Source organism: Leclercia adecarboxylata (genome assembly GCF_035787115.1).
Classification (GTDB): domain Bacteria; phylum Pseudomonadota; class Gammaproteobacteria; order Enterobacterales; family Enterobacteriaceae; genus Enterobacter; species Enterobacter adecarboxylatus_E.
Genome location: NZ_JALKTL010000001.1, coordinates 1,001,859 through 1,022,720, shown reverse-complemented (window position 1 = coordinate 1,022,720; position 20,862 = coordinate 1,001,859). Strand labels below are relative to the sequence as shown.

At 52.2% G+C, this 20,862-nt stretch carries 21 protein-coding genes and 3 tRNA genes; 19 read left to right on the top strand and 5 right to left on the bottom strand.

The features are described 5' to 3' along the window. The first annotated feature begins 5 nt into the window (after window positions 1-5). The 8 genes from MXM41_RS04925 (at window position 6) to sdiA (ending at window position 7,512) form a co-directional block, all read left to right on the top strand. The gene (locus MXM41_RS04925; protein ID WP_325930263.1) at window positions 6-1,661 is read left to right on the top strand and encodes a FliC/FljB family flagellin; all 1,656 of its coding nucleotides are present in this window, start codon (window positions 6-8) and stop codon (window positions 1,659-1,661) included. A gap of 162 nt (window positions 1,662-1,823) precedes the next feature. Further along, window positions 1,824-2,543 carry an RNA polymerase sigma factor FliA gene (fliA, locus tag MXM41_RS04920; RefSeq protein WP_039030897.1) on the top strand — a complete coding sequence of 240 codons (720 nt, stop codon included), beginning with the start codon at window positions 1,824-1,826 and terminating at the stop codon, window positions 2,541-2,543. A gap of 55 nt (window positions 2,544-2,598) precedes the next feature. Continuing rightward, entirely contained in the window at window positions 2,599-3,150 is a 552-nt protein-coding gene (gene fliZ / locus MXM41_RS04915; RefSeq protein ID WP_325930262.1) for a flagella biosynthesis regulatory protein FliZ, read from the top strand. An 88-nt stretch (window positions 3,151-3,238) separates the two neighbouring features. Then, complete coding sequence (gene tcyJ, locus MXM41_RS04910) at window positions 3,239-4,039, top strand: cystine ABC transporter substrate-binding protein (protein WP_325930260.1); 801 nt, start codon at window positions 3,239-3,241, stop codon at window positions 4,037-4,039. Window positions 4,040-4,143: 104 nt separating this feature from the next. Beyond that, window positions 4,144-5,130 (top strand): D-cysteine desulfhydrase, encoded by a 987-nt coding sequence (dcyD, locus tag MXM41_RS04905; RefSeq protein WP_325930259.1) that lies wholly within the window; start codon window positions 4,144-4,146, stop codon window positions 5,128-5,130. A 21-nt stretch (window positions 5,131-5,151) separates the two neighbouring features. Further along, on the top strand, window positions 5,152-5,820 hold the full coding sequence (gene tcyL, locus MXM41_RS04900; protein WP_103180126.1) for a cystine ABC transporter permease: 669 nt from the start codon (window positions 5,152-5,154) through the stop codon (window positions 5,818-5,820). Next, window positions 5,817-6,569, top strand: coding sequence for an L-cystine ABC transporter ATP-binding protein TcyN (gene tcyN, locus MXM41_RS04895; RefSeq protein ID WP_325930258.1), 753 nt, complete (start codon window positions 5,817-5,819; stop codon window positions 6,567-6,569). Before tcyL ends, tcyN begins: the two co-directional genes overlap by 4 nt. Before the next feature lie 220 nt (window positions 6,570-6,789). After that, entirely contained in the window at window positions 6,790-7,512 is a 723-nt protein-coding gene (sdiA, locus tag MXM41_RS04890; protein WP_325930257.1) for a transcriptional regulator SdiA, read from the top strand. Window positions 7,513-7,578: 66 nt separating this feature from the next. On the opposite strand, the gene MXM41_RS04885 is transcribed toward sdiA, so the two are convergent. After that, the gene (locus MXM41_RS04885) at window positions 7,579-7,803 is read right to left on the bottom strand and encodes a DUF2594 family protein (protein ID WP_103180123.1); all 225 of its coding nucleotides are present in this window, start codon (window positions 7,801-7,803) and stop codon (window positions 7,579-7,581) included. Window positions 7,804-8,275: 472 nt separating this feature from the next. On the opposite strand from MXM41_RS04885, the gene uvrY reads away from it, so the two are divergent. From uvrY to MXM41_RS04850, 7 genes are all read left to right on the top strand, one after another. Continuing rightward, complete coding sequence (gene uvrY / locus MXM41_RS04880; RefSeq protein WP_325930255.1) at window positions 8,276-8,932, top strand: UvrY/SirA/GacA family response regulator transcription factor; 657 nt, start codon at window positions 8,276-8,278, stop codon at window positions 8,930-8,932. Then, a complete protein-coding gene (gene uvrC, locus MXM41_RS04875) occupies window positions 8,929-10,761 on the top strand; it encodes an excinuclease ABC subunit UvrC (protein ID WP_325930254.1) in 1,833 nt (610 codons plus the stop codon). Before uvrY ends, uvrC begins: the two co-directional genes overlap by 4 nt. Window positions 10,762-10,817: 56 nt before the next feature. Then, a complete protein-coding gene (gene pgsA, locus MXM41_RS04870; protein ID WP_032612063.1) occupies window positions 10,818-11,366 on the top strand; it encodes a CDP-diacylglycerol--glycerol-3-phosphate 3-phosphatidyltransferase in 549 nt (182 codons plus the stop codon). Window positions 11,367-11,518: 152 nt separating this feature from the next. Then, window positions 11,519-11,594 (top strand) — tRNA-Gly (locus MXM41_RS04865). Window positions 11,595-11,645: 51 nt separating this feature from the next. Beyond that, window positions 11,646-11,719: transfer RNA gene (locus tag MXM41_RS04860), tRNA-Cys, on the top strand. A gap of 12 nt (window positions 11,720-11,731) precedes the next feature. Next, window positions 11,732-11,818 (top strand) — tRNA-Leu (locus tag MXM41_RS04855). 210 nt (window positions 11,819-12,028) lie between these two features. Further along, window positions 12,029-12,214 carry a hypothetical protein gene (locus tag MXM41_RS04850; protein ID WP_325930253.1) on the top strand — a complete coding sequence of 62 codons (186 nt, stop codon included), beginning with the start codon at window positions 12,029-12,031 and terminating at the stop codon, window positions 12,212-12,214. Between the two features lie 6 nt (window positions 12,215-12,220). Here the strand turns inward: MXM41_RS04850 and MXM41_RS04845 are convergent, their stop codons facing one another. The 4 genes from MXM41_RS04845 to MXM41_RS04830 all read right to left on the bottom strand — a co-directional run bounded on the left by MXM41_RS04845 (window position 12,221) and on the right by MXM41_RS04830 (window position 16,693). Further along, window positions 12,221-13,186, bottom strand: a complete 966-nt coding sequence (locus MXM41_RS04845) for an ABC transporter permease (RefSeq protein WP_325930252.1) — start codon at window positions 13,184-13,186, stop codon at window positions 12,221-12,223. Beyond that, a complete protein-coding gene (locus MXM41_RS04840) occupies window positions 13,183-14,163 on the bottom strand; it encodes an ABC transporter permease (protein WP_325930251.1) in 981 nt (326 codons plus the stop codon). Before MXM41_RS04840 ends, MXM41_RS04845 begins: the two co-directional genes overlap by 4 nt. Beyond that, window positions 14,156-15,637, bottom strand: a complete 1,482-nt coding sequence (locus tag MXM41_RS04835) for a sugar ABC transporter ATP-binding protein (protein ID WP_325930250.1) — start codon at window positions 15,635-15,637, stop codon at window positions 14,156-14,158. Before MXM41_RS04835 ends, MXM41_RS04840 begins: the two co-directional genes overlap by 8 nt. Window positions 15,638-15,709: 72 nt before the next feature. Next, window positions 15,710-16,693, bottom strand: coding sequence for an autoinducer 2 ABC transporter substrate-binding protein (locus MXM41_RS04830; protein ID WP_325930248.1), 984 nt, complete (start codon window positions 16,691-16,693; stop codon window positions 15,710-15,712). A 553-nt stretch (window positions 16,694-17,246) separates the two neighbouring features. Here MXM41_RS04830 and MXM41_RS04825 point away from each other — a divergent pair. The 4 genes from MXM41_RS04825 to MXM41_RS04810 all read left to right on the top strand — a co-directional run bounded on the left by MXM41_RS04825 (window position 17,247) and on the right by MXM41_RS04810 (window position 20,862). Further along, window positions 17,247-18,389, top strand: coding sequence for a transglutaminase family protein (locus MXM41_RS04825; protein WP_325930247.1), 1,143 nt, complete (start codon window positions 17,247-17,249; stop codon window positions 18,387-18,389). After that, window positions 18,367-18,723 (top strand): mercuric transporter MerT family protein, encoded by a 357-nt coding sequence (locus tag MXM41_RS04820; protein WP_325930246.1) that lies wholly within the window; start codon window positions 18,367-18,369, stop codon window positions 18,721-18,723. Before MXM41_RS04825 ends, MXM41_RS04820 begins: the two co-directional genes overlap by 23 nt. After that, the gene (locus MXM41_RS04815; RefSeq protein ID WP_325930245.1) at window positions 18,720-19,001 is read left to right on the top strand and encodes a heavy metal-associated domain-containing protein; all 282 of its coding nucleotides are present in this window, start codon (window positions 18,720-18,722) and stop codon (window positions 18,999-19,001) included. Before MXM41_RS04820 ends, MXM41_RS04815 begins: the two co-directional genes overlap by 4 nt. 286 nt (window positions 19,002-19,287) lie before the next feature. Further along, window positions 19,288-20,862 carry a sulfatase-like hydrolase/transferase gene (locus MXM41_RS04810; protein WP_325930242.1) on the top strand — a complete coding sequence of 525 codons (1,575 nt, stop codon included), beginning with the start codon at window positions 19,288-19,290 and terminating at the stop codon, window positions 20,860-20,862.

Genomic DNA, 20,862 nt, shown 5'->3' with positions numbered 1-20,862 from the left:
AAATCATGGCACAAGTCATTAATACCAACAGCCTCTCGCTGATCACTCAGAACAACATCAACAAGAACCAGTCTTCAATGTCTACTGCCATTGAGCGTCTGTCTTCCGGTCTGCGTATCAACAGCGCAAAAGATGACGCTGCTGGCCAGGCGATTGCTAACCGCTTTACCTCTAACATCAAAGGCCTGACTCAGGCTGCACGTAACGCCAACGACGGTATCTCCGTTGCGCAGACCACTGAAGGCGCGCTGTCTGAAATCAACAACAACCTGCAGCGTATCCGTGAGCTGACTGTTCAGTCTTCTACTGGCACCAACTCCCAGTCTGACCTGGACTCCATCCAGGACGAAATCAAATCCCGTCTGGACGAAATTGACCGCGTATCTGGTCAGACCCAGTTCAACGGCGTGAACGTGCTGGCAAAAGACGGCTCCATGAAAATCCAAGTTGGCGCGAACGATGGCCAGACCATCACTATCGACCTGAAAAAAATTGACTCTGATACGCTGAAGTTGACTGGCTTTAACGTTAATGGTAAAGGCGAAACGGCAAATGCCGCTGCAACATTAAAAGATATGGCTGGCTTTACTGGCGTGACAGTTGGCGTAGGCGTTACTCAATATACTAACACTGATGCGAAAGCTGCTTCTTCAGATGTGTTGAACGCAGTTGTAAGCAACAAAGGCAGCAGTATTACAACTAGCGCAGATGTAGGTTTTGGTACACCAGGCGCTGCTGTACAATATAACTATGATGCTGATAGCAATTCATATACCGCGAATGCAGATGTAACAGGCGTTGAAAGTACTGATCTTACTGCGTTTTTGAATCCTGAAGCTGGTGATACTACTTCCGCAACAGTTTCAATTGGCGGTAAAGATCAAAAAGTCAATATTGATAAAACCGGTAAAATTACTGCAGCAGATGATAATGCTACGCTTTATTTAGACGCTACTGGTAATTTAACTAAAAACAATGCCGCTGGAGATGCAGCAGCAACTTTAGATGATTTGGTCGCTAATGATGTAGTAGCAACCATCAAAACCGATAAAGGTACGTTTGTAACGTCAGGCACTACCGGCACTACTACCGTTACAGCCAAAAATATTAAAATTGATGGTGATACCTTTGCTAAGGCGCTTAAAAACAATGCCTATACTGCTGACGTAGGTACTGGTGCCACTGCTAAAACTTATACCGTGGCAGCTGATGGAACTAGCGATGGTTTCATAAAAAATGGTGCGCTTAGTGATACCGCCCCTGTCTATTTTGCTCAAGCAGATGGGACAATCTCGACCGCTCAAAATCCTGAAGATGGAAAAACAGTTTACAAAACTGCCGACGGTAAATTAACAACGGACACCACGAGCAAATCAGAAACTACCGCTGACCCACTGAAAGCGCTGGACGATGCAATCAGCCAGATCGACAAATTCCGTTCTTCCCTGGGTGCTGTACAGAACCGTCTGGATTCTGCTGTAACCAACCTGAACAACACCACCACCAACCTGTCTGAAGCGCAGTCCCGTATTCAGGACGCTGACTATGCGACCGAAGTGTCAAATATGTCTAAAGCGCAGATCATCCAGCAGGCCGGTAACTCCGTGTTGGCGAAAGCTAACCAGGTTCCTCAGCAGGTTCTGTCTCTGCTGCAGGGCTAATCACCTGACGATGCGCAAACCCCGCTCCGGCGGGGTTTTTTACCTTTCAGAAAACCAATAACCCCCAAATAACCCCCCATTTCTCCCCCTTTTCACACGATTAAAAACCCTCCAGAATCGGATAATCATGCCGATAACTCAACTAACGCAGGGCTGTTTATCGTGAATTCACTCTATACCGCTGAAGGTGTAATGGATAAACACTCGCTGTGGCAGCGTTATGTTCCGCTGGTGCGACATGAAGCATTGCGGCTTCAGGTACGACTGCCGGCGAGTGTGGAACTGGACGATCTGCTACAAGCGGGCGGTATCGGGTTATTGAATGCAGTCGACCGATACGACGCTCTGCAAGGAACGGCATTTACGACTTACGCAGTACAGCGTATTCGTGGTGCGATGCTGGACGAACTGCGCAGCCGGGACTGGGTGCCGCGCAGCGTTCGCCGCAATGCACGCGAAGTGGCGCAAGCGATGGGGCAGCTGGAGCAAGAGCTTGGACGTAACGCGACGGAAACCGAAGTTGCGGATCGTCTGGGGATCACCACTGCCGACTACCGTCAGATGTTGCTCGATACCAATAACAGCCAGCTCTTCTCTTATGACGAGTGGCGCGAAGAGCATGGCGATAGCATTGAACTGGTGACGGACGATCATCAGCAGGAAAACCCGTTGCACCAGTTAATGGAAGGCAACGTACGCCAGCGCGTGATGGAAGCCATCGAAGCTTTACCGGAACGCGAACAACTGGTGCTGACCCTCTATTACCAGGAAGAGCTCAATCTCAAGGAGATTGGTGCCGTGCTGGAAGTGGGGGAGTCGCGGGTTAGCCAGCTGCACAGCCAGGCCATTAAACGCTTACGTACCAAGCTGGGTAAGTTATAGGTGATCTCATTCACCCGTTAAGTGCCGCACAACGTATTGACAACCAGGAGTTATCATGACGGTGCAGCAATCTAAAAGACGGCCATTAAGCCGCTACCTGAAAGACTTTAAACACAGCCAGACGCATTGCGCCCATTGCCAAAAATTGCTCGACCGCATCACGCTGGTACGTCGCGGAGAGATCGTCAATAAAATTGCGATCTCCCGTCTCGATACCCTGCTGGATGAAGCCGGATGGCAGAAAGAACAACAGGAGTGGGTGGCGCTATGTCGTTTTTGCGGCGATCTGCACTGTAAGGAGCAGAGCGACTTTTTCGACATTATCGGCTTCAAGCAGTTCCTGTTTGAACAGACAGAGATGAGCCACGGAACGGTGCGCGAATATGTGGTGCGTCTGCGTCGCCTTGGCCAGCATCTGACCTCGCAAAACATCTCGCGTGAGCTCCTGACCCACGGCTATCTGGACGAAAACCTGGAGCCATGGCTGCCTGCCACCAGCACCAACAACTACCGGATTGCGCTGCGCAAATATGCGCAATACAAGTCGCAAATGGCGGTCGCGGTGAAGCAGAAAGTCCACCATGAAACAACTTCTGATATATATTAAAAATGAATAAGATGTAGCGCAGTCGTGTTTGACCTTGCGGTTGAACACCCTACACTACAACCAAAATTCCAATGATATCGGGGTACGTATGAAATTTGCACTTCTGGGTCGTCAGGCGCTGATGGGTGTAATGGCCGTTGCGCTGGTTGCGGGTATGAGCGTCAAGACCTTCGCAGCAGAAGGTCTCTTGAACAAAGTTAAAGAGCGCGGCACGCTGCTGGTTGGGCTGGAAGGAACCTATCCTCCGTTCAGCTTCCAGGGTGACGACGGTAAACTGACCGGTTTTGAAGTGGAGTTTGCCGAAGAGCTGGCAAAACACCTCGGCGTAAAAGCCTCGCTGAAGCCGACCAAATGGGATGGCATGCTGGCGTCGCTGGACTCAAAACGCATTGATGTGGTGATTAACCAGGTCACCATCTCTGACGAACGTAAGAAAAAATATGACTTCTCCACCCCGTACACCGTCTCTGGTATCCAGGCGCTGGTGAAAAAAGGGAATGAAGGCTCAATCAAATCCGCTGCCGATCTGAAAGGCAAAAAAGTCGGTGTCGGTCTGGGTACTAACTACGAAGAGTGGCTGCGCCAGAACGTTCAGGGCGTGGATATTCGTACCTATGATGATGACCCGACCAAATACCAGGATCTGCGTGTAGGCCGTATCGATGCCATTCTGGTTGACCGCCTGGCGGCGCTGGATCTGGTGAAGAAAACCAAAGACACCCTGGCCGTAGCCGGTGATGCCTTCTCCCGTCAGGAAGCTGGCGTTGCGATCCGCAAAGACAACGAGGATTTGGTGAAAGCCGTTGACGATGCCATTGCTGAGATGCAGAAAGATGGCAGCCTGAAGGCGCTCTCCGAGAAATGGTTCGGGGCAGACGTCACAAAGTAAGCAGTTGACTGAAAAAAAAGGCGCTTTGATAAGCGCCTTTTTTATTTCCTCGCCATCAACGTGCATAATAAAAATCAGACTTAGACAGGGTTATGGAGGTTTTCATGTCATTACAGAACCTGACGCGTTTTCCGCGCCTGGAATTTATCGGCGCCCCGACGCCGCTGGAGTATTTGCCGCGCTTATCGGACTATCTCGGGCGCGACATCCTTATCAAACGTGATGACGTGACGCCGATGGCTATGGGCGGCAACAAACTGCGCAAGCTGGAGTTCCTGGCGGCGGATGCGCTGCGCGAAGGCGCCGACACGCTGATCACCGCCGGCGCCATCCAGTCGAACCATGTGCGCCAGACCGCGGCCGTCGCGGCAAAGCTGGGGCTGCACTGTATCGCCCTGCTGGAGAACCCGATCGGCACGACGGCGGAAAATTATCTCAGCAACGGCAACCGTCTGCTGCTGGATCTCTTCAATGTGCAGGTGGAAATGTGCGATGCGCTGACCGATCCGGTGGCCCAGCTGAACGAGCTGGCGACCCGCGTCGAAGCCCAGGGCTTTCGTCCCTATGTGATCCCGGTCGGCGGCTCGAACGCGCTGGGGGCGCTGGGCTACGTCGAAAGCGCGCTGGAGATCGCCCAGCAGTGTGAAGGCGCGGTCGGTATCTCTTCGGTGGTGGTGGCCTCGGGCAGTGCGGGGACCCATGCCGGACTGGCGGTAGGGCTGGAACAGCTTATGCCCGAAGTTGAACTGATCGGCGTGACCGTGTCGCGCAGCGTTGCCGATCAAAAACCGAAGGTGGTAACGCTGCAACAGGCGGTGGCAGAGCAGCTGGAGGTGAACGCGAAGGCGGATATCGTCCTGTGGGATGACTATTTTGCGCCGGGCTACGGCACCCCGAATGATGAAGGCATGGAGGCGGTCAAACTGCTGGCGCGTCTGGAGGGCATCCTGCTGGATCCGGTCTATACCGGTAAAGCCATGGCCGGGCTTATCGACGGGATCGAACAGAAACGCTTTAAAGATGATGGCCCGATTTTGTTTATTCACACTGGCGGGGCGCCCGCTCTCTTTGCCTATCATCCTCATGTCTAAACCACAGGCAGAAAAATCATAATGCAAGAAAGTATTCAACTGGTGATTGATTCGTTGCCCTTCCTGCTGAAAGGCGCAGTGTTTACGCTGCAGCTGAGTATTGGCGGGATGTTTTTTGGTCTGGTGCTGGGCTTTGTGCTGGCGCTGATGCGCATGTCGCCGCTGCTGCCGGTGCGCTGGCTGGCGCGTTTTTATATTTCCATCTTCCGCGGCACGCCATTGATTGCTCAGCTGTTCATGATCTACTACGGTCTCCCGCAGTTTGGCATTGAGCTCGACCCCATCCCGGCGGCCATGATTGGTCTTTCGCTCAACACCGCTGCCTATGCGGCGGAAACCCTGCGTGCCGCCATCTCCTCTATCGATAAAGGCCAGTGGGAAGCCGCAGCCAGTATCGGTATGACGCCGTGGCAGACCCTGCGCCGGGCCATTCTGCCGCAGGCCGCGCGCGTGGCACTGCCGCCCCTCAGCAACAGCTTTATCAGCCTGGTGAAAGACACCTCGCTGGCGGCCACCATCCAGGTGCCGGAGCTGTTCCGCCAGGCACAGCTGATTACCTCGCGCACGCTGGAGGTCTTTACCATGTATCTGGCCGCCTCGCTGATCTACTGGATCATGGCGACGGTGCTGTCGGCGCTGCAAAACTACTTTGAAAACCAGCTTAACCGCCAGGAGCGTGATCCGAAATGAGTGCTATTGACGTTAAAAACCTGGTGAAGAAATTTCACGGCCAGACGGTGCTGCACGGCATCGACCTGGAAGTGCAGGAGGGCGAAGTGGTGGCGATTATCGGGCCCAGCGGTTCCGGTAAAACCACGCTGCTGCGCAGTATCAACCTGCTGGAACATCCGGAAGGTGGCACTATCCGCGTGGGGGATATCACCATTGATACCGGCAAGTCGCTGAGCCAGCAAAAGGGACTGATTCGTCGTCTGCGTCAGCACGTCGGCTTCGTTTTCCAGAGCTTTAATCTGTTTCCCCATCGCACGGTGCTGGAAAACATCATTGAAGGGCCGGTGATTGTCAAAGGCGAGCCCAAAGAAGAGGCCACTGCCCGCGCCCGCGAGCTGCTGGCGAAAGTGGGGCTTTCCGGTAAAGAGAGCAGCTACCCGCGTCGACTCTCCGGCGGGCAGCAGCAGCGTGTGGCGATAGCCCGTGCGCTGGCCATGCGTCCTGACGTCATTCTGTTTGATGAACCTACCTCAGCGCTGGATCCGGAGCTGGTAGGGGAGGTGCTGAATGCCATTCGTCAGCTGGCGCAGGAGAAACGTACTCTGGTGATTGTGACCCATGAGATGAGTTTTGCCCGCGATGTCGCGGACAGGGCGATTTTTATGGATCAGGGGCGCATCGTTGAGCAGGGGCCGGCGAAATCGCTGTTTGCCGATCCCCAGCAGCCACGTACCCGGCAATTTTTAGAAAAATTCCTGATGCAATAGCATATTTGCTTTAATTGCTCCGGAATCAATCTCCGGAGCAAAATATTCATCCCTGAAATGAATGCTCCCGTGATTTTATCCCGTCAGAACCACCCTAAGTACATAAAATGTGTAGATAATTACCCTGGAGTCGATATTTTATACATATAAATAAGATTTATGTGTTAATTTAAGAAATCATAATAATGACTATCTTTTACAGGGGCTTCATTCAGTTAGCATGAAGGATTTAGACTTTTTCACATGGCGCAGGGAGTGCTATCTCCGTTTTCAGGAGATGACATCAGCCGACGAGGTATATCCCGAACTTCAGCGACAAACTCAGACCCTGGGTTACGATTTCTTTGCCCTCTGCGTTCGTCATCCGGTACCGTTCACCCGGCCCAAAGTCTCGGTGCATTCAACCTATCCGCAACAGTGGATGGCGCACTATCAGGCGGAAAATTATTTCGCTATCGATCCGGTGCTGAAACCCGAGAATTTCGTCCACGGGCATCTCCCCTGGAACGATGCCTTATTCGCAGAAGCACAACCCTTATGGGACGGTGCGCGCGACCACGGGCTGCGTAAAGGGATCACGCAATGCCTGATGCTGCCTAATCACGCGATGGGATTTCTGTCGGTTTCCAGTACCAGTCTGTCGGTGAATATGGTGGCGGGCGAAGTGGTTGAATTGCGTCTGCAAATGCTGGTGCAGATGGCGTTAACCACGCTTCTGCGGCTGGAGCATGAAATGGTGATGCCACCTGAAATGAAATTCAGCAAGCGCGAGAAAGAAATTCTGAAATGGACGGCGGAAGGGAAAACCTCGGCAGAAATAGCCATCATTCTTTCTATTTCTGAGAATACCGTGAACTTCCATCAGAAGAATATGCAGAAGAAATTCAACGCGCCAAACAAGACGCAGATTGCCTGCTATGCGGCGGCGACGGGGATTATCTGACTACACTTCAGTTCTGCGTGGCAGGCGAGTAAACGGCTGAATGCATTGCTTTCAGCCGTTTTTGTTTTATTGACGGTAAGCTTGTTTGATTTGCTTAACGGTGCTGGAAAATACCTCAGCCTGAGCCTGGTCTTCCATCTGGGCAATCTGGCGTTCCATCTTAATGATTACACGACCGGCGTCCGCCTGGCCCATTGCCTGCAGCATCAGGGTCAGCAAAGATTTCAGACAGGAGACTTCCTGTGCCAGTTCTTGATTATTCTCAGCAGTGGCAAAATCAGGTGTGCTCATTTATTTTCCTCATCATAAAAACGGCGCTTGAGCGCATAGATCAAAGTTTAAGGCGGCGGAGTATATCACAAGCTGTAAAGAAAAATGCAGTGCTTGTTTTTTGTACTCTTACCCGTTTTGTTTAATTAATTGAACAATCGTCTGTACTAAAGTTTTTGAGCGTTCAGCGGGTGATTATTGTTTGCTTAAGGTAGCTAAGACGTTAATTATTGTTACAAAATTATATGATGTCTTTTAACAGCGAAAAAACGGCCATTAAAATTTGCAGATTTTGAAAACATCAGGCTTTAAAAAGAGAGCAAAGCCGCATCGCAACCAGGCTGCCGTTTCCAGTTGATGTACAAGTTAATTTCCAGAAAAGAGAGCAATATAGAAGGCATGCATTTTTTAACGTTTTCAGTTTGCGATAAAAACCGTTAATATAAGCCGAATTAACGGTCTGTAGCGTTATCCCTATTCTGGAGAATTCCCTTTGATCAACGTCCTTCTTGTTGATGACCACGAACTGGTGCGCGCAGGGATACGACGCATTCTTGAAGATATTAAAGGTATAAAAGTTGCCGGCGAAGCCTGCTGCGGTGAAGACGCCGTAAAATGGTGCCGGACGAATACTGCTGATGTCGTCCTGATGGACATGAACATGCCCGGTATTGGCGGCCTTGAAGCGACGCGTAAAATTGCGCGCGCCTGGGTTGATACCAGGGTGATCATGCTGACGGTTCACACTGAAAACCCCCTTCCTGCAAAAGTGATGCAGGCGGGCGCTGCAGGCTACCTGAGCAAGGGCGCGGCCCCTCAGGAAGTTGTCAACGCTATCCGTTCCGTATTTTCCGGCCAGCGCTATATTGCTTCTGATATTGCGCAACAGATGGCGCTCAGCCAGATTGAACCAGAAAAGACCGAATCACCGTTTGCCAGTTTGTCTGAGCGCGAATTGCAGATTATGCTGATGATTACCAAAGGCCAGAAGGTGAATGAGATCTCTGAGCAGCTTAATCTCAGCCCGAAAACGGTGAACAGCTACCGCTATCGTATGTTCAGTAAACTGAACATTCATGGCGACGTTGAACTCACTCACCTGGCCATCCGTCATGGTCTGTGCAACGCCGAGACCTTAATTAGTCAGTGAGTGAAGTGTTTGATTCCAGTGCTTTCCTGAAAACCGTTACCAGCCAGCCAGGCGTCTACCGGATGTATGACGCTGGCGGGACGGTTATTTATGTCGGAAAAGCGAAAGATCTTAAAAAGCGTCTTTCCAGCTATTTCCGCAGCAATCTTGCCTCCCGTAAAACAGAAGCGCTGGTCGCTCAGATCCAGCAGATAGACGTCACTGTGACCCACACTGAGACCGAAGCGCTGTTGCTGGAGCATAACTACATCAAGCTCTATCAGCCGCGTTACAACGTGCTGCTGCGCGATGACAAATCCTACCCATTTATTTTTCTCAGCAGCGATACCCATCCGCGTCTGGCTACCCATCGCGGAGCCAGGCATGCAAAAGGGGAGTACTTCGGTCCATTCCCTAACGGCTACGCGGTGCGGGAAACGCTGGCGCTGTTGCAAAAGATCTTTCCGATTCGTCAGTGTGAAAACAGTGTCTATCGCAACCGATCCCGTCCCTGCCTGCAGTATCAGATTGGCCGATGCCTGGGGCCCTGCGTGGAAGGGCTGGTCAGCGAAGAGGAGTATGCCCAGCAGGTAGAATATGTGCGCCTGTTCCTGGCCGGTAAAGACGATCAGGTGCTGAATCAGCTGATCGCCCGCATGGAGAAGGCCAGCCAGGCGCTGAACTTTGAAGAGGCGGCACGGATCCGCGATCAGATCCAGGCGGTGCGCCGGGTCACGGAAAAACAGTTCGTCTCCAATACCGGCGATGACCTGGACGTGATTGGCGTATCGTTCGATGCGGGCATGGCCTGCGTGCATGTGCTGTTTATCCGTCAGGGCAAGGTACTGGGCAGCCGCAGCTATTTCCCGAAAGTGCCGGGCGGCACAGAGCTGGGCGAAGTGGTCGAAACCTTTGTTGGTCAGTTCTATTTACAGGGCAGCCAGATGCGAACCCTGCCGTCGGAAATTCTCCTCGATTTTAATCTGACCGATAAAACGCTGCTGTCAGATTCGCTGTCGGAGCTGGCGGGACGGCGGGTAAATGTTCAGACCAAACCTCGTGGCGATCGTGCCCGCTACCTGAAGCTGGCGCGCACTAATGCGGCCACGGCGCTAAGTACTAAACTTTCGCAACAGTCGACGGTTCATCAGCGTCTTGTCGCGCTGGCGACGGTGCTCAAGCTGCCGGAAGTGAAACGAATGGAGTGTTTCGACATCAGCCATACGATGGGGGAGCAGACCGTAGCCTCCTGTGTCGTGTTCGATGCTAACGGTCCGCTGCGTGCGGAATACCGCCGCTACAACATTAGTGATATCACGCCAGGTGACGATTACGCTGCCATGAACCAGGTGCTGCGCCGTCGCTACGGTAAAGCCATTGAAGAGAGTAAGATCCCGGACGTTATCTTAATTGACGGTGGTAAAGGCCAGCTGGCCCAGGCAAAATCTGTCTTTGCTGAGCTGGACGTAACCTGGGATAAACACCATCCGCTGCTGCTGGGCGTGGCGAAAGGCACCGATCGTAAAGCCGGACTGGAGACGCTTTTCCTCGAGCCGGAAGGGGAGGGCTTTAGCCTGCCGCCGGATTCGCCTGCACTCCATGTGATCCAGCATATTCGCGATGAGTCGCACGATCATGCCATTAGCGGCCACCGCAAAAAACGGGCAAAGGTGAAAAATACCAGCACGCTGGAAACGATCGAAGGGGTTGGGCCAAAACGCCGCCAGATGTTGCTGAAACACATGGGGGGTTTGCAAGGTTTACTCAACGCCAGCGTAGAGGAAATTGCAAAAGTGCCAGGTATTTCGCAAGGGCTGGCAGAAAAGATCTACTACTCGTTGAAACATTGAGGGCTCTGTAGCAACATAGGGCTAATAATTACTGACAACAAACAGTTACCGTCACTATGCGATTAAATATCCCTACATTGCTGACGCTTTTCCGCGTCGTTCTCATTCCTTTCTTTGTACTGGCGTTTTATCTGCCTTTCGTCTGGGCGCCTTTCGCATGTGCACTTATCTTTTTTGTTGCAGCAGTCACTGACTGGTTTGACGGTTATCTGGCGCGACGCTGGAATCAGAGCACCCGTTTTGGCGCATTTCTTGACCCGGTGGCTGACAAGGTTATGGTCGCCATCGCCATGGTACTGGTGGTGGAGCATTATCACAGCTGGTGGGTCACTCTGCCTGCAGCGACCATGATAGCCCGTGAAATTATTATCTCTGCGCTGCGCGAATGGATGGCGGAGCTGGGTAAACGCAGCAGCGTGGCGGTCTCCTGGATCGGCAAGGTTAAAACCACCGCGCAGATGGCGGCGCTGGTGTGGATGCTGTGGCGTCCAAACGAGTGGGTTGAGTGGGCAGGTATTGGCCTGTTTATGGTCGCAGCGGTGCTGACGCTGTGGTCAATGTTGCAATATTTGAACGCCGCCCGCGGCGATTTGCTTGATCAGTGATCGTTTCGACGTAATTTTCAGCAAACGATCTATCGTTGTGAAAATTAACGTTGACTCAAAACGTCAGGTAAGTAGAATGCAACGCATCGAACGACGGCACGGTCCGTTAGTCGAGAGCAAAATCAAGTAATTAGCATAATGACTTGATAAATGCGGGAATAGCTCAGTTGGTAGAGCACGACCTTGCCAAGGTCGGGGTCGCGAGTTCGAGTCTCGTTTCCCGCTCCAAATTTAAGACATACGCAATAGCGGGTGTCAGTCGTAAGACAAAAGATTTCAGGCGCGTTAGCAAAGCGGTTATGTAGCGGATTGCAAATCCGTCTAGTCCGGTTCGACTCCGGAACGCGCCTCCACTTTCTTCCCGAGGCCGGATGGTGGAATCGGTAGACACAAGGGATTTAAAATCCCTCGGCGTTCGCGCTGTGTGGGTTCAAGTCCCACTCCGGCTACCATGGGAAAGACAAGAATAATCAAAGCAATAAGCAGTGTCGTGAAACCACCGAAAGGTGGTTTTTTTGTGCCTGTCATTCCCCTCAGCCTCAAACTTTCCTCGTAGTCACCAGAATTAATCACCTTTCTCTACGACGTGCTACGCGTCAGGGATAACTATTCTGTTAAAAGATTGCTCTCGCCAGTCACTACAATCTCGCGAGGATTCAAACATGAACAAACTGACCTTATTGACCGCATTCGTTGCGTTCGCTGCAACAAGCGCCTGGGCTGCGGGCGATGACGATATTATCTATGACAGCCAGGGCCATCCGATTCGCCACGATAAGCAGGATGATAATCCGGACAGCTATCATCGCAGTGATGACCACGGCAACCGGAGCAGCGACGACGATTAGCTGTGTTCAGGGCCTGCCAAACAGGCGGGATAGCCGTGCCCCTTTCAGGAAAATAAAGGCTAACAGCAATCCCCCCCACAGGGCCATCGTGATGTAACTGCTCACCCCCAGAATATTCAGGCCGCTCTCCAGCATCTGCAGCAGGATCAGCGCCATCACCATACTAAAGACCTTACCAAAGCCCCCGTCCGGGTTTACCCCACCCAATACTGCCGCCAGAATCGACACCAGCAGATAAGACTCACCGTAAGAGGCCTTCGCCGAGTTAAGTTTTGACATCATCAGCAGCGCGGCAATCACGCACAATACCGAGGAGAGCACATAGACCCAGATGAGCGTTTTACGGGTATTTATCCCGGAGTAGTGGGTTGCCTGTTCGTTAGAGCCGATAAGGTATATGGTCCGCCCGAAAGCGGATTTTTCGAGGATCACCCACAGCGCGACCACCACCGCCAGAAAGACCAGCAGCGGCAGCGGAATGCCGAGGATATTGGTGCTATTTATCACCAGGATGTAATCCGGGAAGTTAGAAATCGCCGAGCCTTTGGAAATCAGTATATTAATGCCCTTCAGCAGGGTCATGATCCCAAGGGTGGCTAAAATCGGCGAAACCCGGACCACGGCAATCAAAAATCCAATCACCGAACCGATCGCCATGGCCATGACTAATCCGGCCGCAAGGACCAGCAGCATGCTGCCGAAGGTGGGGGGATAGTGGGTGGCAACCCATGCCATCACCAGTCCGCAGGCGTTCATGGTGGCGATGATAGACAGGTTGATCCCCCCCGTGAGAATAGTTACCGCCATCGCGAGGGCCAGCACGCCAAGGATCGGCATTTGGGAGGCAATGGACTGGAAGTTAGCTGATGACCAGAACACCGAGGGAATAAGGAAGCTAAACGTGATAACGACTATGGCGATTAACACGCTCAGGTAAATCTCGACGCGATCCTGGATTTTATTGGCGCTCATACGATGGCTCCCTGGCCTTTACGCTGACTCCATGCCGTCATGCTGATACTGGTGACGATCACCACACCGGTGACCACCGTATGCCAGTACGAGGAGATCCCTAACAGGTTGAGACCGTTCTGTAACACGGCGAGTAAAATTACGCCCAGCAGAGTGCCGAGTAAGGTGCCGCGTCCGCCGACGATACTGGTTCCGCCTAATACCACGGCGGCAAGCACCGTCAGCTCATAGCCCAGCAGGGAGTCGGGCGCGACGGTTAATACGGTTGCGGACTGCACTACGCCTGCCACCCCGGACATCAGCCCCATATAGCCGTAAACAAACAGCTGCATTTTAAAGATGCCAAATCCCATCCGGGAGGCCGCTTCGCGGTTACCGCCCATGGCGTAAATCATGCGACCGGTGCTGGTTTTATTCATGATAAAGCCAGTAAGTGCCACCACCACCAGCAGAGTAATGATCGGCAGGCTTAAACCGTAGTCGTAGCCATCGGCGGCGGTGAACTTAAATAGCATCACTCCCTGCTCAAACCACTCAGGATAGCTGTACAGCCAGACCCCTTTGGTCAGGTAAAGCAGCAGGCCGTAAAAGATATTCAGCGTTGAAATGGTGATAATAATCGAGGGCACGTTAAGACGATTAACCAGCGTGGCATTGATCAACCCGAGCAGTAATCCCAGCCCGCCGGACAGGGCAAATGCAATGGCAAAATTACCGGTTGTACCCTGAATGAGCGTGACCATAACGTACTGTGAAATAATGGTCATGGCCGGGAAAGAAATATCAATACCGCCGGAAATCAGCACTATAAACAACCCGCAGGCCAGGATGGTAAGCATGGCGTAGTTGTTGATCAGGTCATAGATATTCCCCAGCGTCAGAAAGTCGCTGCTGGCAAATGACAGGTAGCCGCCAATAACAATAATGGTCAGCCCTAAAAACAGCTCATGAGTTTTAATCCCGAATTTATTAACCATTGACCACCTCTGCCAGCGCGGCTTCCGAGGTCTTTTCCGGAAGGATCTCCGCGACAATCTCACCTTTGCGCATAACTAAAATCCGGTGGCTGTTAAAGTACGCTTCATCGATCTCATCGGTGATCATCAGCACCGCGATCCCCTTGCGCGACAGGGCAGAGATGATTTGATAGATCCCCGCTTTGTTGGCAATGTCCACCCCGACGGTGGGAGAATCCAGAATCAGGACCTTCGGATTTATGGCCAGCCATTTGGCAATCGCCACTCGCTGGGCATTACCGCCGGAAAGGGTGTTGACGGGCAGATTCACGCTGCCAATTTTAATACTTAGCTGCTCGACTAAATCGCTAACGAGGCTGTCCGCTTTAGGCTTATCTAATAATTTAAAGGGCGTTTTCAGGTGCCGGAGTACGGTAGAGATAATATTGTCATTAATTGCCTGATCCATCACCAGACCGGTACTCATCCGGTCTTCGGAGACATAGCCGATGCCGGCATTGATCGCATCCCGGTTACTGGTGAAATGTACCGCTTTGCCTTCCAGCAAAATTTCTCCTGAATCGGGCTGCGTGAGCCCGAACAGGCTCAGGCACAGCTCGGTCCTGCCTGCGCCGAGTAATCCGGTAATGGCAAGGATCTCGCCCTGATGAACCTGAAAGGAGATGTTTTTATATTGTTGATGTCTGCTAAGGTTTTTAACGGTGAGCGCCACGTCACCAAGTTTTTCTATCGACGGCAGTACCGCATATGAGAACTCTCTGCCGGTCATCAGGAAGGCGAGTTTTTTATTATTAATTTCGCTGGCAGGCCAGGTCCCCACCAGGGTGCCATTTTTGAGCACGCTAATCCGATCGGATATTTCCATCACTTCATCGAGGCGGTGGCTGACAAACACGACGCAGATATTTCTTTTCTTTAAATCACCAATCACCCGCAGCAGCCCTTTTACCTCCTGCATAGTGAGCGAGGCGGTGGGCTCATCCATAATAATCAGTCTGGCTTCCTGGGCCAGCGCCCGGCAGATCGCCACAATCTGGCGCTGGGCAATCGGCAGGGAGTCCAGGGTTGCATCCAGATCCAGTTCCGCAGCAATGCTTTTCACGGTGAGCGCGGCGATGCGACGGATCTCGCGCTTGTTCACCAGCAGGTTATGGTGATGCTGGTGGATACCGATATTTTCCGCCACGGTGAGATTCGGAAATAAGGAGAGATCCTGATATATCACCTGGATCCCTGCTTTAACCGAGTCGATAGGGGAGAGATGGGATCGGGGTTTGCCGTCAATCAGGATCTCAAAGCCGGGATCGGGTTTATAGACGCCAGAAATAATTTTAATCAGGGTGGATTTACCACATCCGTTCTGCCCGGCCAGACAGTGAACCTCTCCGGGAAATAGCGTCAGTGCGATGTTATCCAGCGCTTTTACACCGTAGAACGTTTTGCTGATATGACCCAGTGAAATAAACGGCTCCATTTTTACCTCTTCGGGGCTCAGACAGCACGCCCTTATTGTGATGAACGCAACAGGGCGTGCAGACCCAACGGATTAATACAGGCTGTCGATATTCTCTTTGGTGACGCGCAGGACTTTATGGAATTTGATGATACGTTTCCCGGTATCCACATCGGCTTTGCCGAGGTTCGGGATATCAAGACCCTGAGTAATTTCTTCCCCTTTCAGAACTTTGTCAGCAACGGCGGTAATGGCGTAACCCGCAGAGGCCGGGTCGTAGGTGATGCCCATCGCGATATCGCCGCTTTTAATCAGCGAGGCAGCCTGGGATGGGATCATCATGCCGTAGACAAACACTTTCCCTTTCGCACGTTTCTCTTTCACCGCGCGCCCCGCTCCAATAGGCCCCTGAGAACCAAAGGAGACAATGCCTTTCATATCGGGGTGGGCTTTCATCAGATCGATAGTGGTCCGGCGGGCATCGTCGATATTCTCGGCCACCGGCATACGGCTGGTGACTTCATGCATATCCGGGTAGTGTTCTTTCTGGTATTTAACAAATAAATCCGCCCACAGGTTATGTTGCGGCACGGTCAGACTGCCAACATAAATAACATAGCCCCCTTTACCGCCCATGGCTTTCGCCATCTCTTCAACGTTATCGGCGGCAAATTTTTCGTTATCGATAATTTCAACGTCCCAGTTGGCGCTGGGTTGCCCCGGGGATTCATTGGTTAATACCACAATGCCGGCTTCGCGCGCCTTTTTGAATACCGGCTCAAGGACATCGGCATCATTGGGAACAATACCTATCGCCGAGACTTTTTTCGCGATTAAGTCCTCAATGATTTTTACCTGCTGTGGCGCATCGGTGCTGGACGGGCCTACCTGAGAGGCTTTAATACCGAGATCTTTGCCTGCCTGGGTGACACCTTCCCCCATACGGTTAAACCAGGGCATGCCATCTATTTTTGAAATATTTACCACTTCAATTTCTTTCGCCATTGCGGAAGTGGAAAAGACCATCAATCCGAGCAAACCAGCCGACAATAATTTTGTTAAGCACATTTTACTCATCTCATACCTCTGAAGGGTGGTGAAAATAAATGACTGTGGTAACGTTGTTTCGCTGTTTGACGTACCCGTGTGCATTTTTAATATTAGGTGAAAATAATCCTTCCCTCTCAGACTTTATCCCCAGCAATGTGAGGGGAAATAGCGGGTTAACACCGTTTGATTAAAGAATTAACAGTAGGGTTTTCATATTTATAATGTTATGGAACTACTGGCTTATGGCATGGACTATTATGCCAATACTCTGTTTTGAGATTCCCGTCACTTATTATGATTATGGCTTCGTCTGCCAGCGTGGAGACAATCCGCTCCGGCTACCTCTCTCAGCCCTGCTTTTTTTAAGGTTAATAACCCCTTTTTTTGACCTCAGGCCTGTACAACCGGGTCTGAAAAGCGCCTAATACCGTCTCTTCAATTTCGTTCATTCACAGTTAACAGGTCTGTTATTGATGAATAAATCCCATCGTTTTGCGCCAGCGCCTGTCTGTGGTGATGATCCTCTGTGCTGTCGGCACTTTTCGCCGTCGCCAGACTCTTTTTCAAGGGACAGATAGCCATGCAGCGTCGACAATTTCTTAAGAATAGCGTTCTCCTCTCTGCCGCAGGTTTAGTGGGCCCGGCAGCGGCCAGCCAGACGGTGAAAGCCAGCGTAGCACCCGCCGCATCGGTGATGCGCCGCCGCTTTGTGTTATCGCAAACCTACAAGCTCGCGCCACCGCAGGGCTCCAGCGGCGTGGTTAAACTCTGGATCCCGCTCCCGGTAGATACGGCCTTTCAGCAGATGACCGGGTTATCATTTACCGGCAACTACCAGCAGGCGTACATCACCACGAACAACACCTACGGCGCGAAAACGCTGTTCGCAACCTGGCCGAAAAGCGAAGGCGATCTGCTGCTCACGCTCGATCTGGAGATCGAAACGGCAGACTGGGAGCCGCTTAAACACGACGCGCTAAAAAACTGGCAAGCACCGGAACAGATTGTGTACCCCCTGGCGGTGAAGCCTTATCTGCTGCCGACAGCACACACCCCGGTTGATGGCCTGGTGCGCGAAACGGCGCAAAAAATTACCGCAGGCGAAACCGATCCGCTCAAGAAAGCACGCCTGATTTACGAATGGGTCAGCAGCCATATGGAGCGCGATAACGACGTGCCTGGCTGCGGCACCGGCGATGTGGCGACCATTCTGCAAAGCGGCAAGCTCAGCGGCAAATGCACCGACATCAGCTCGGTGTTTGTCGCGCTGGCGCGCGCCAGCGGTATCCCGGCGCGGGAGCTGTTCGGCATCCGGCTGGGCAGAGCCAACAAACTTGAGCGTTACTCTGCCAGCGCCTTCGGCAAAGCCGACAGCGCGGGCGTGTCGGATGTCAGCGGCGGGCAGCACTGCCGGGCGGAGTTTTATCTGGCAGGTTACGGCTGGCTGCCGTGTGACCCGGCAGACGTCACCAAGATGCGGCTGGCGGAGAAAAAAGCCCATCAGGATCCCGATGTGCAGGCGGTAAACGCCTATCTGTTTGGTAACTGGGAGATGAACTGGGTGGGCTTCAACTACGGGCGCGATTTTGAACTCTATCCGGCAACGGAGCAGGGGGCGGTAAATAACCTTGGCTACCCTTATGCCGAAGTGGACGGCGATCCGCTCAATTTCTACGATCCTGAGGTGTTCGCATACCACTATGTCTCAACCGAACAACGCTAAGGGGGCAGGCCTGACCCTGCTGACGGCAGCGGCTGCTGCCGTTACCGCCGGGCTGTGCTGCGTCGGGCCGCTACTGTATCTGCTGTTTGGCATTTCGGCAGCCGGTTTTGCCGGACTCAGCCAGCTTGAATTCCTGCGCGTGCCGATGATGGTGCTGTCGTCAGCGCTGATGCTGCGGGTCTTCTGGCGGCTCTATTTTTCTAAAAGGCTATGGTGTACCGGGCGCTTAACCATGGGGCAGATGCGTTTACTGTTCTGGCTCTCGCTGCCGGTGCTTCTGCTGGTGCTGTTCTACCCTACGGTAGTGGGCTGGATTTATGAGGTTATGGAATGAAACGACTGTTGATAAGCGCGTGCTTGCTGCTGCCGCTGTTTGCCCAGGCTGCGAATCAAAAAGTGGTGCTGGATGTTCAGGGCATGACCTGCTCGCTGTGCGTCATTTCGGTTAACCAGGCGCTGCGTGAAACAGAAGGGGTAGTAAAAGCGAAAGCGTCATTAAAGACCCGACAAACCGAAGTGATCGTCGCGGAGGGTTTCCCGACCGAGACGTTATTACAGGCGGTGGCCAAAACGGGGTATACAGCGACGCTAAATCATATTGAAAAACTGTAAATATAAGACGAACGTATGATGGTTTAATCTGATTTATTGTTTTTCTGCCTTCCCCTGAATAAGGGGAAAGGCGTGCTACCACACCACTATGTATAAATTATGATGATAAGCCTTCAGTTTTATAAATATAATGTTACGAAACGTTGATCTTCCCGCGCGCAGGCTCTATCTTTTTATAATCTTCTCCATGCAGCGAACCATTATTATCTCTATATCGCCTTGCCCGGCGGTTTATTAATCCTTGTCGCCTGCGTTTCGCAGCGGTATATTGCGGATTACGATAAATATGAATATAACAGCCAGTAAATATACTCTCTGGATCCGTGATATTTCCATAAATCCGTGGATCGCTTTTTATTTTCTTCAGTCGGTACTGATCAACTATTCCTTCGGCTATTCATTCAGCCCGCTCTATTCGGTGGCATTTTGTAGTCTACTCCTGGTGCTCTGGCGAATAACTCCCCGTCTGCAAAAAGGGGTTATTGTTTTATGCAGCTTGCTGGCAGCGCTCTACTTCCCCTTCCAGCAGGCGTATGGTGCGCCGAATTTCAATACGCTGCTAGCATTACATTCCACCAATTTTAATGAATCCGTCGAGATCCTGACAATATTCCCGTGGCACAGCTATCTGGTGTCATTGATTATTCTGGCGTTAGCTGCGATCGCGCTTCGGCGTAAAAGTGTGCCTAAACAGGCCTGGCGCCGTTTCGATATACTCTGTCTGGCTTTCAGCGTTCTCTGTTTCTTTATGACCCCGCTTAAAAACCTGGTGCACTGGGGACATTTCACTTTGCTGGATGTCGGCTATCCGGTATTCCGCTTTGTGAAGGACGTGGTGATAAACAACCGGGAAGTGGTCACTGAAAAAGCGCGCATGCTGGAGCTTGCCAAAATGAAGGATAACTGGACCGTGCTGGCGGTAAAACCGCGCTACCAGAACTACGTGGTGGTGATTGGCGAAAGCGCGCGCCGGGATGCACTGGGCGCATTTGGCGGGCACTGGAATAACACGCCCTTTGCCAGTTCCGCGAAGGGGACGCTGTTTACCGATTTCATCTCCTCCAGCGCGTCCACGCAAACCTCGCTCGGTCTCTCTCTGAGCCGGGTGAATGGCGGTTCCCCGGAGTATCAAAATAACTTCGTCACTCTGGCGAACCGCGCCGGATTCCAGACCTGGTGGTTCTCTAATCAGGGGCAGATTGGTGAGAACGATACCGCCATCGCCAGCATTGCAAGGCGGGCTGATGAGGTGCAGTTCCTCAGAAAAGGATATTACGAGGATGAGAGTAATCCACGCGACGAAGCCTTACTGCAGATGACCCGGCAGGTGCTCTCTGCGCCGCGCACTGAAACGCGGCTGATCGTGCTGCATTTGATGGGCTCTCATCCGCAGGCCTGCGAACGGACGCAAGGGAAATATGCCGAGTTTGTGCAGTCGAAAGAGACCTCCTGCTATATCTACAGCATCACCCAGACTGACGCCCTGTTGAAACAGCTTTATCAACAGCTACAGAATACCGGCGACAGCTTCTCGATGGTCTATTTCTCTGACCACGGTCTGACCTATAAAGGCCGTCTGACCGGTGGGCAATATATGGCTCACGGTGATGCATACCAGCAAAACTACCAGGTGCCGTTTATGATCCTGTCGAGTGATGATAAAGAGCACCGTCTGATCAATGCCCGGCGCTCAGCCAATGATTTTCTCGATTTCTTCTCCGTCTGGACCGGTATTCAGACGAAAGAGCTGACGCCGAAATACCCGTTTGTCTCTGAGCAGGACGCAGGCAACGCCTGGGTAACCAACTTTAAGCAGCAGAAAGTGGATTACGCGCAGCTGCCTGACGATCTCCACCCGTAA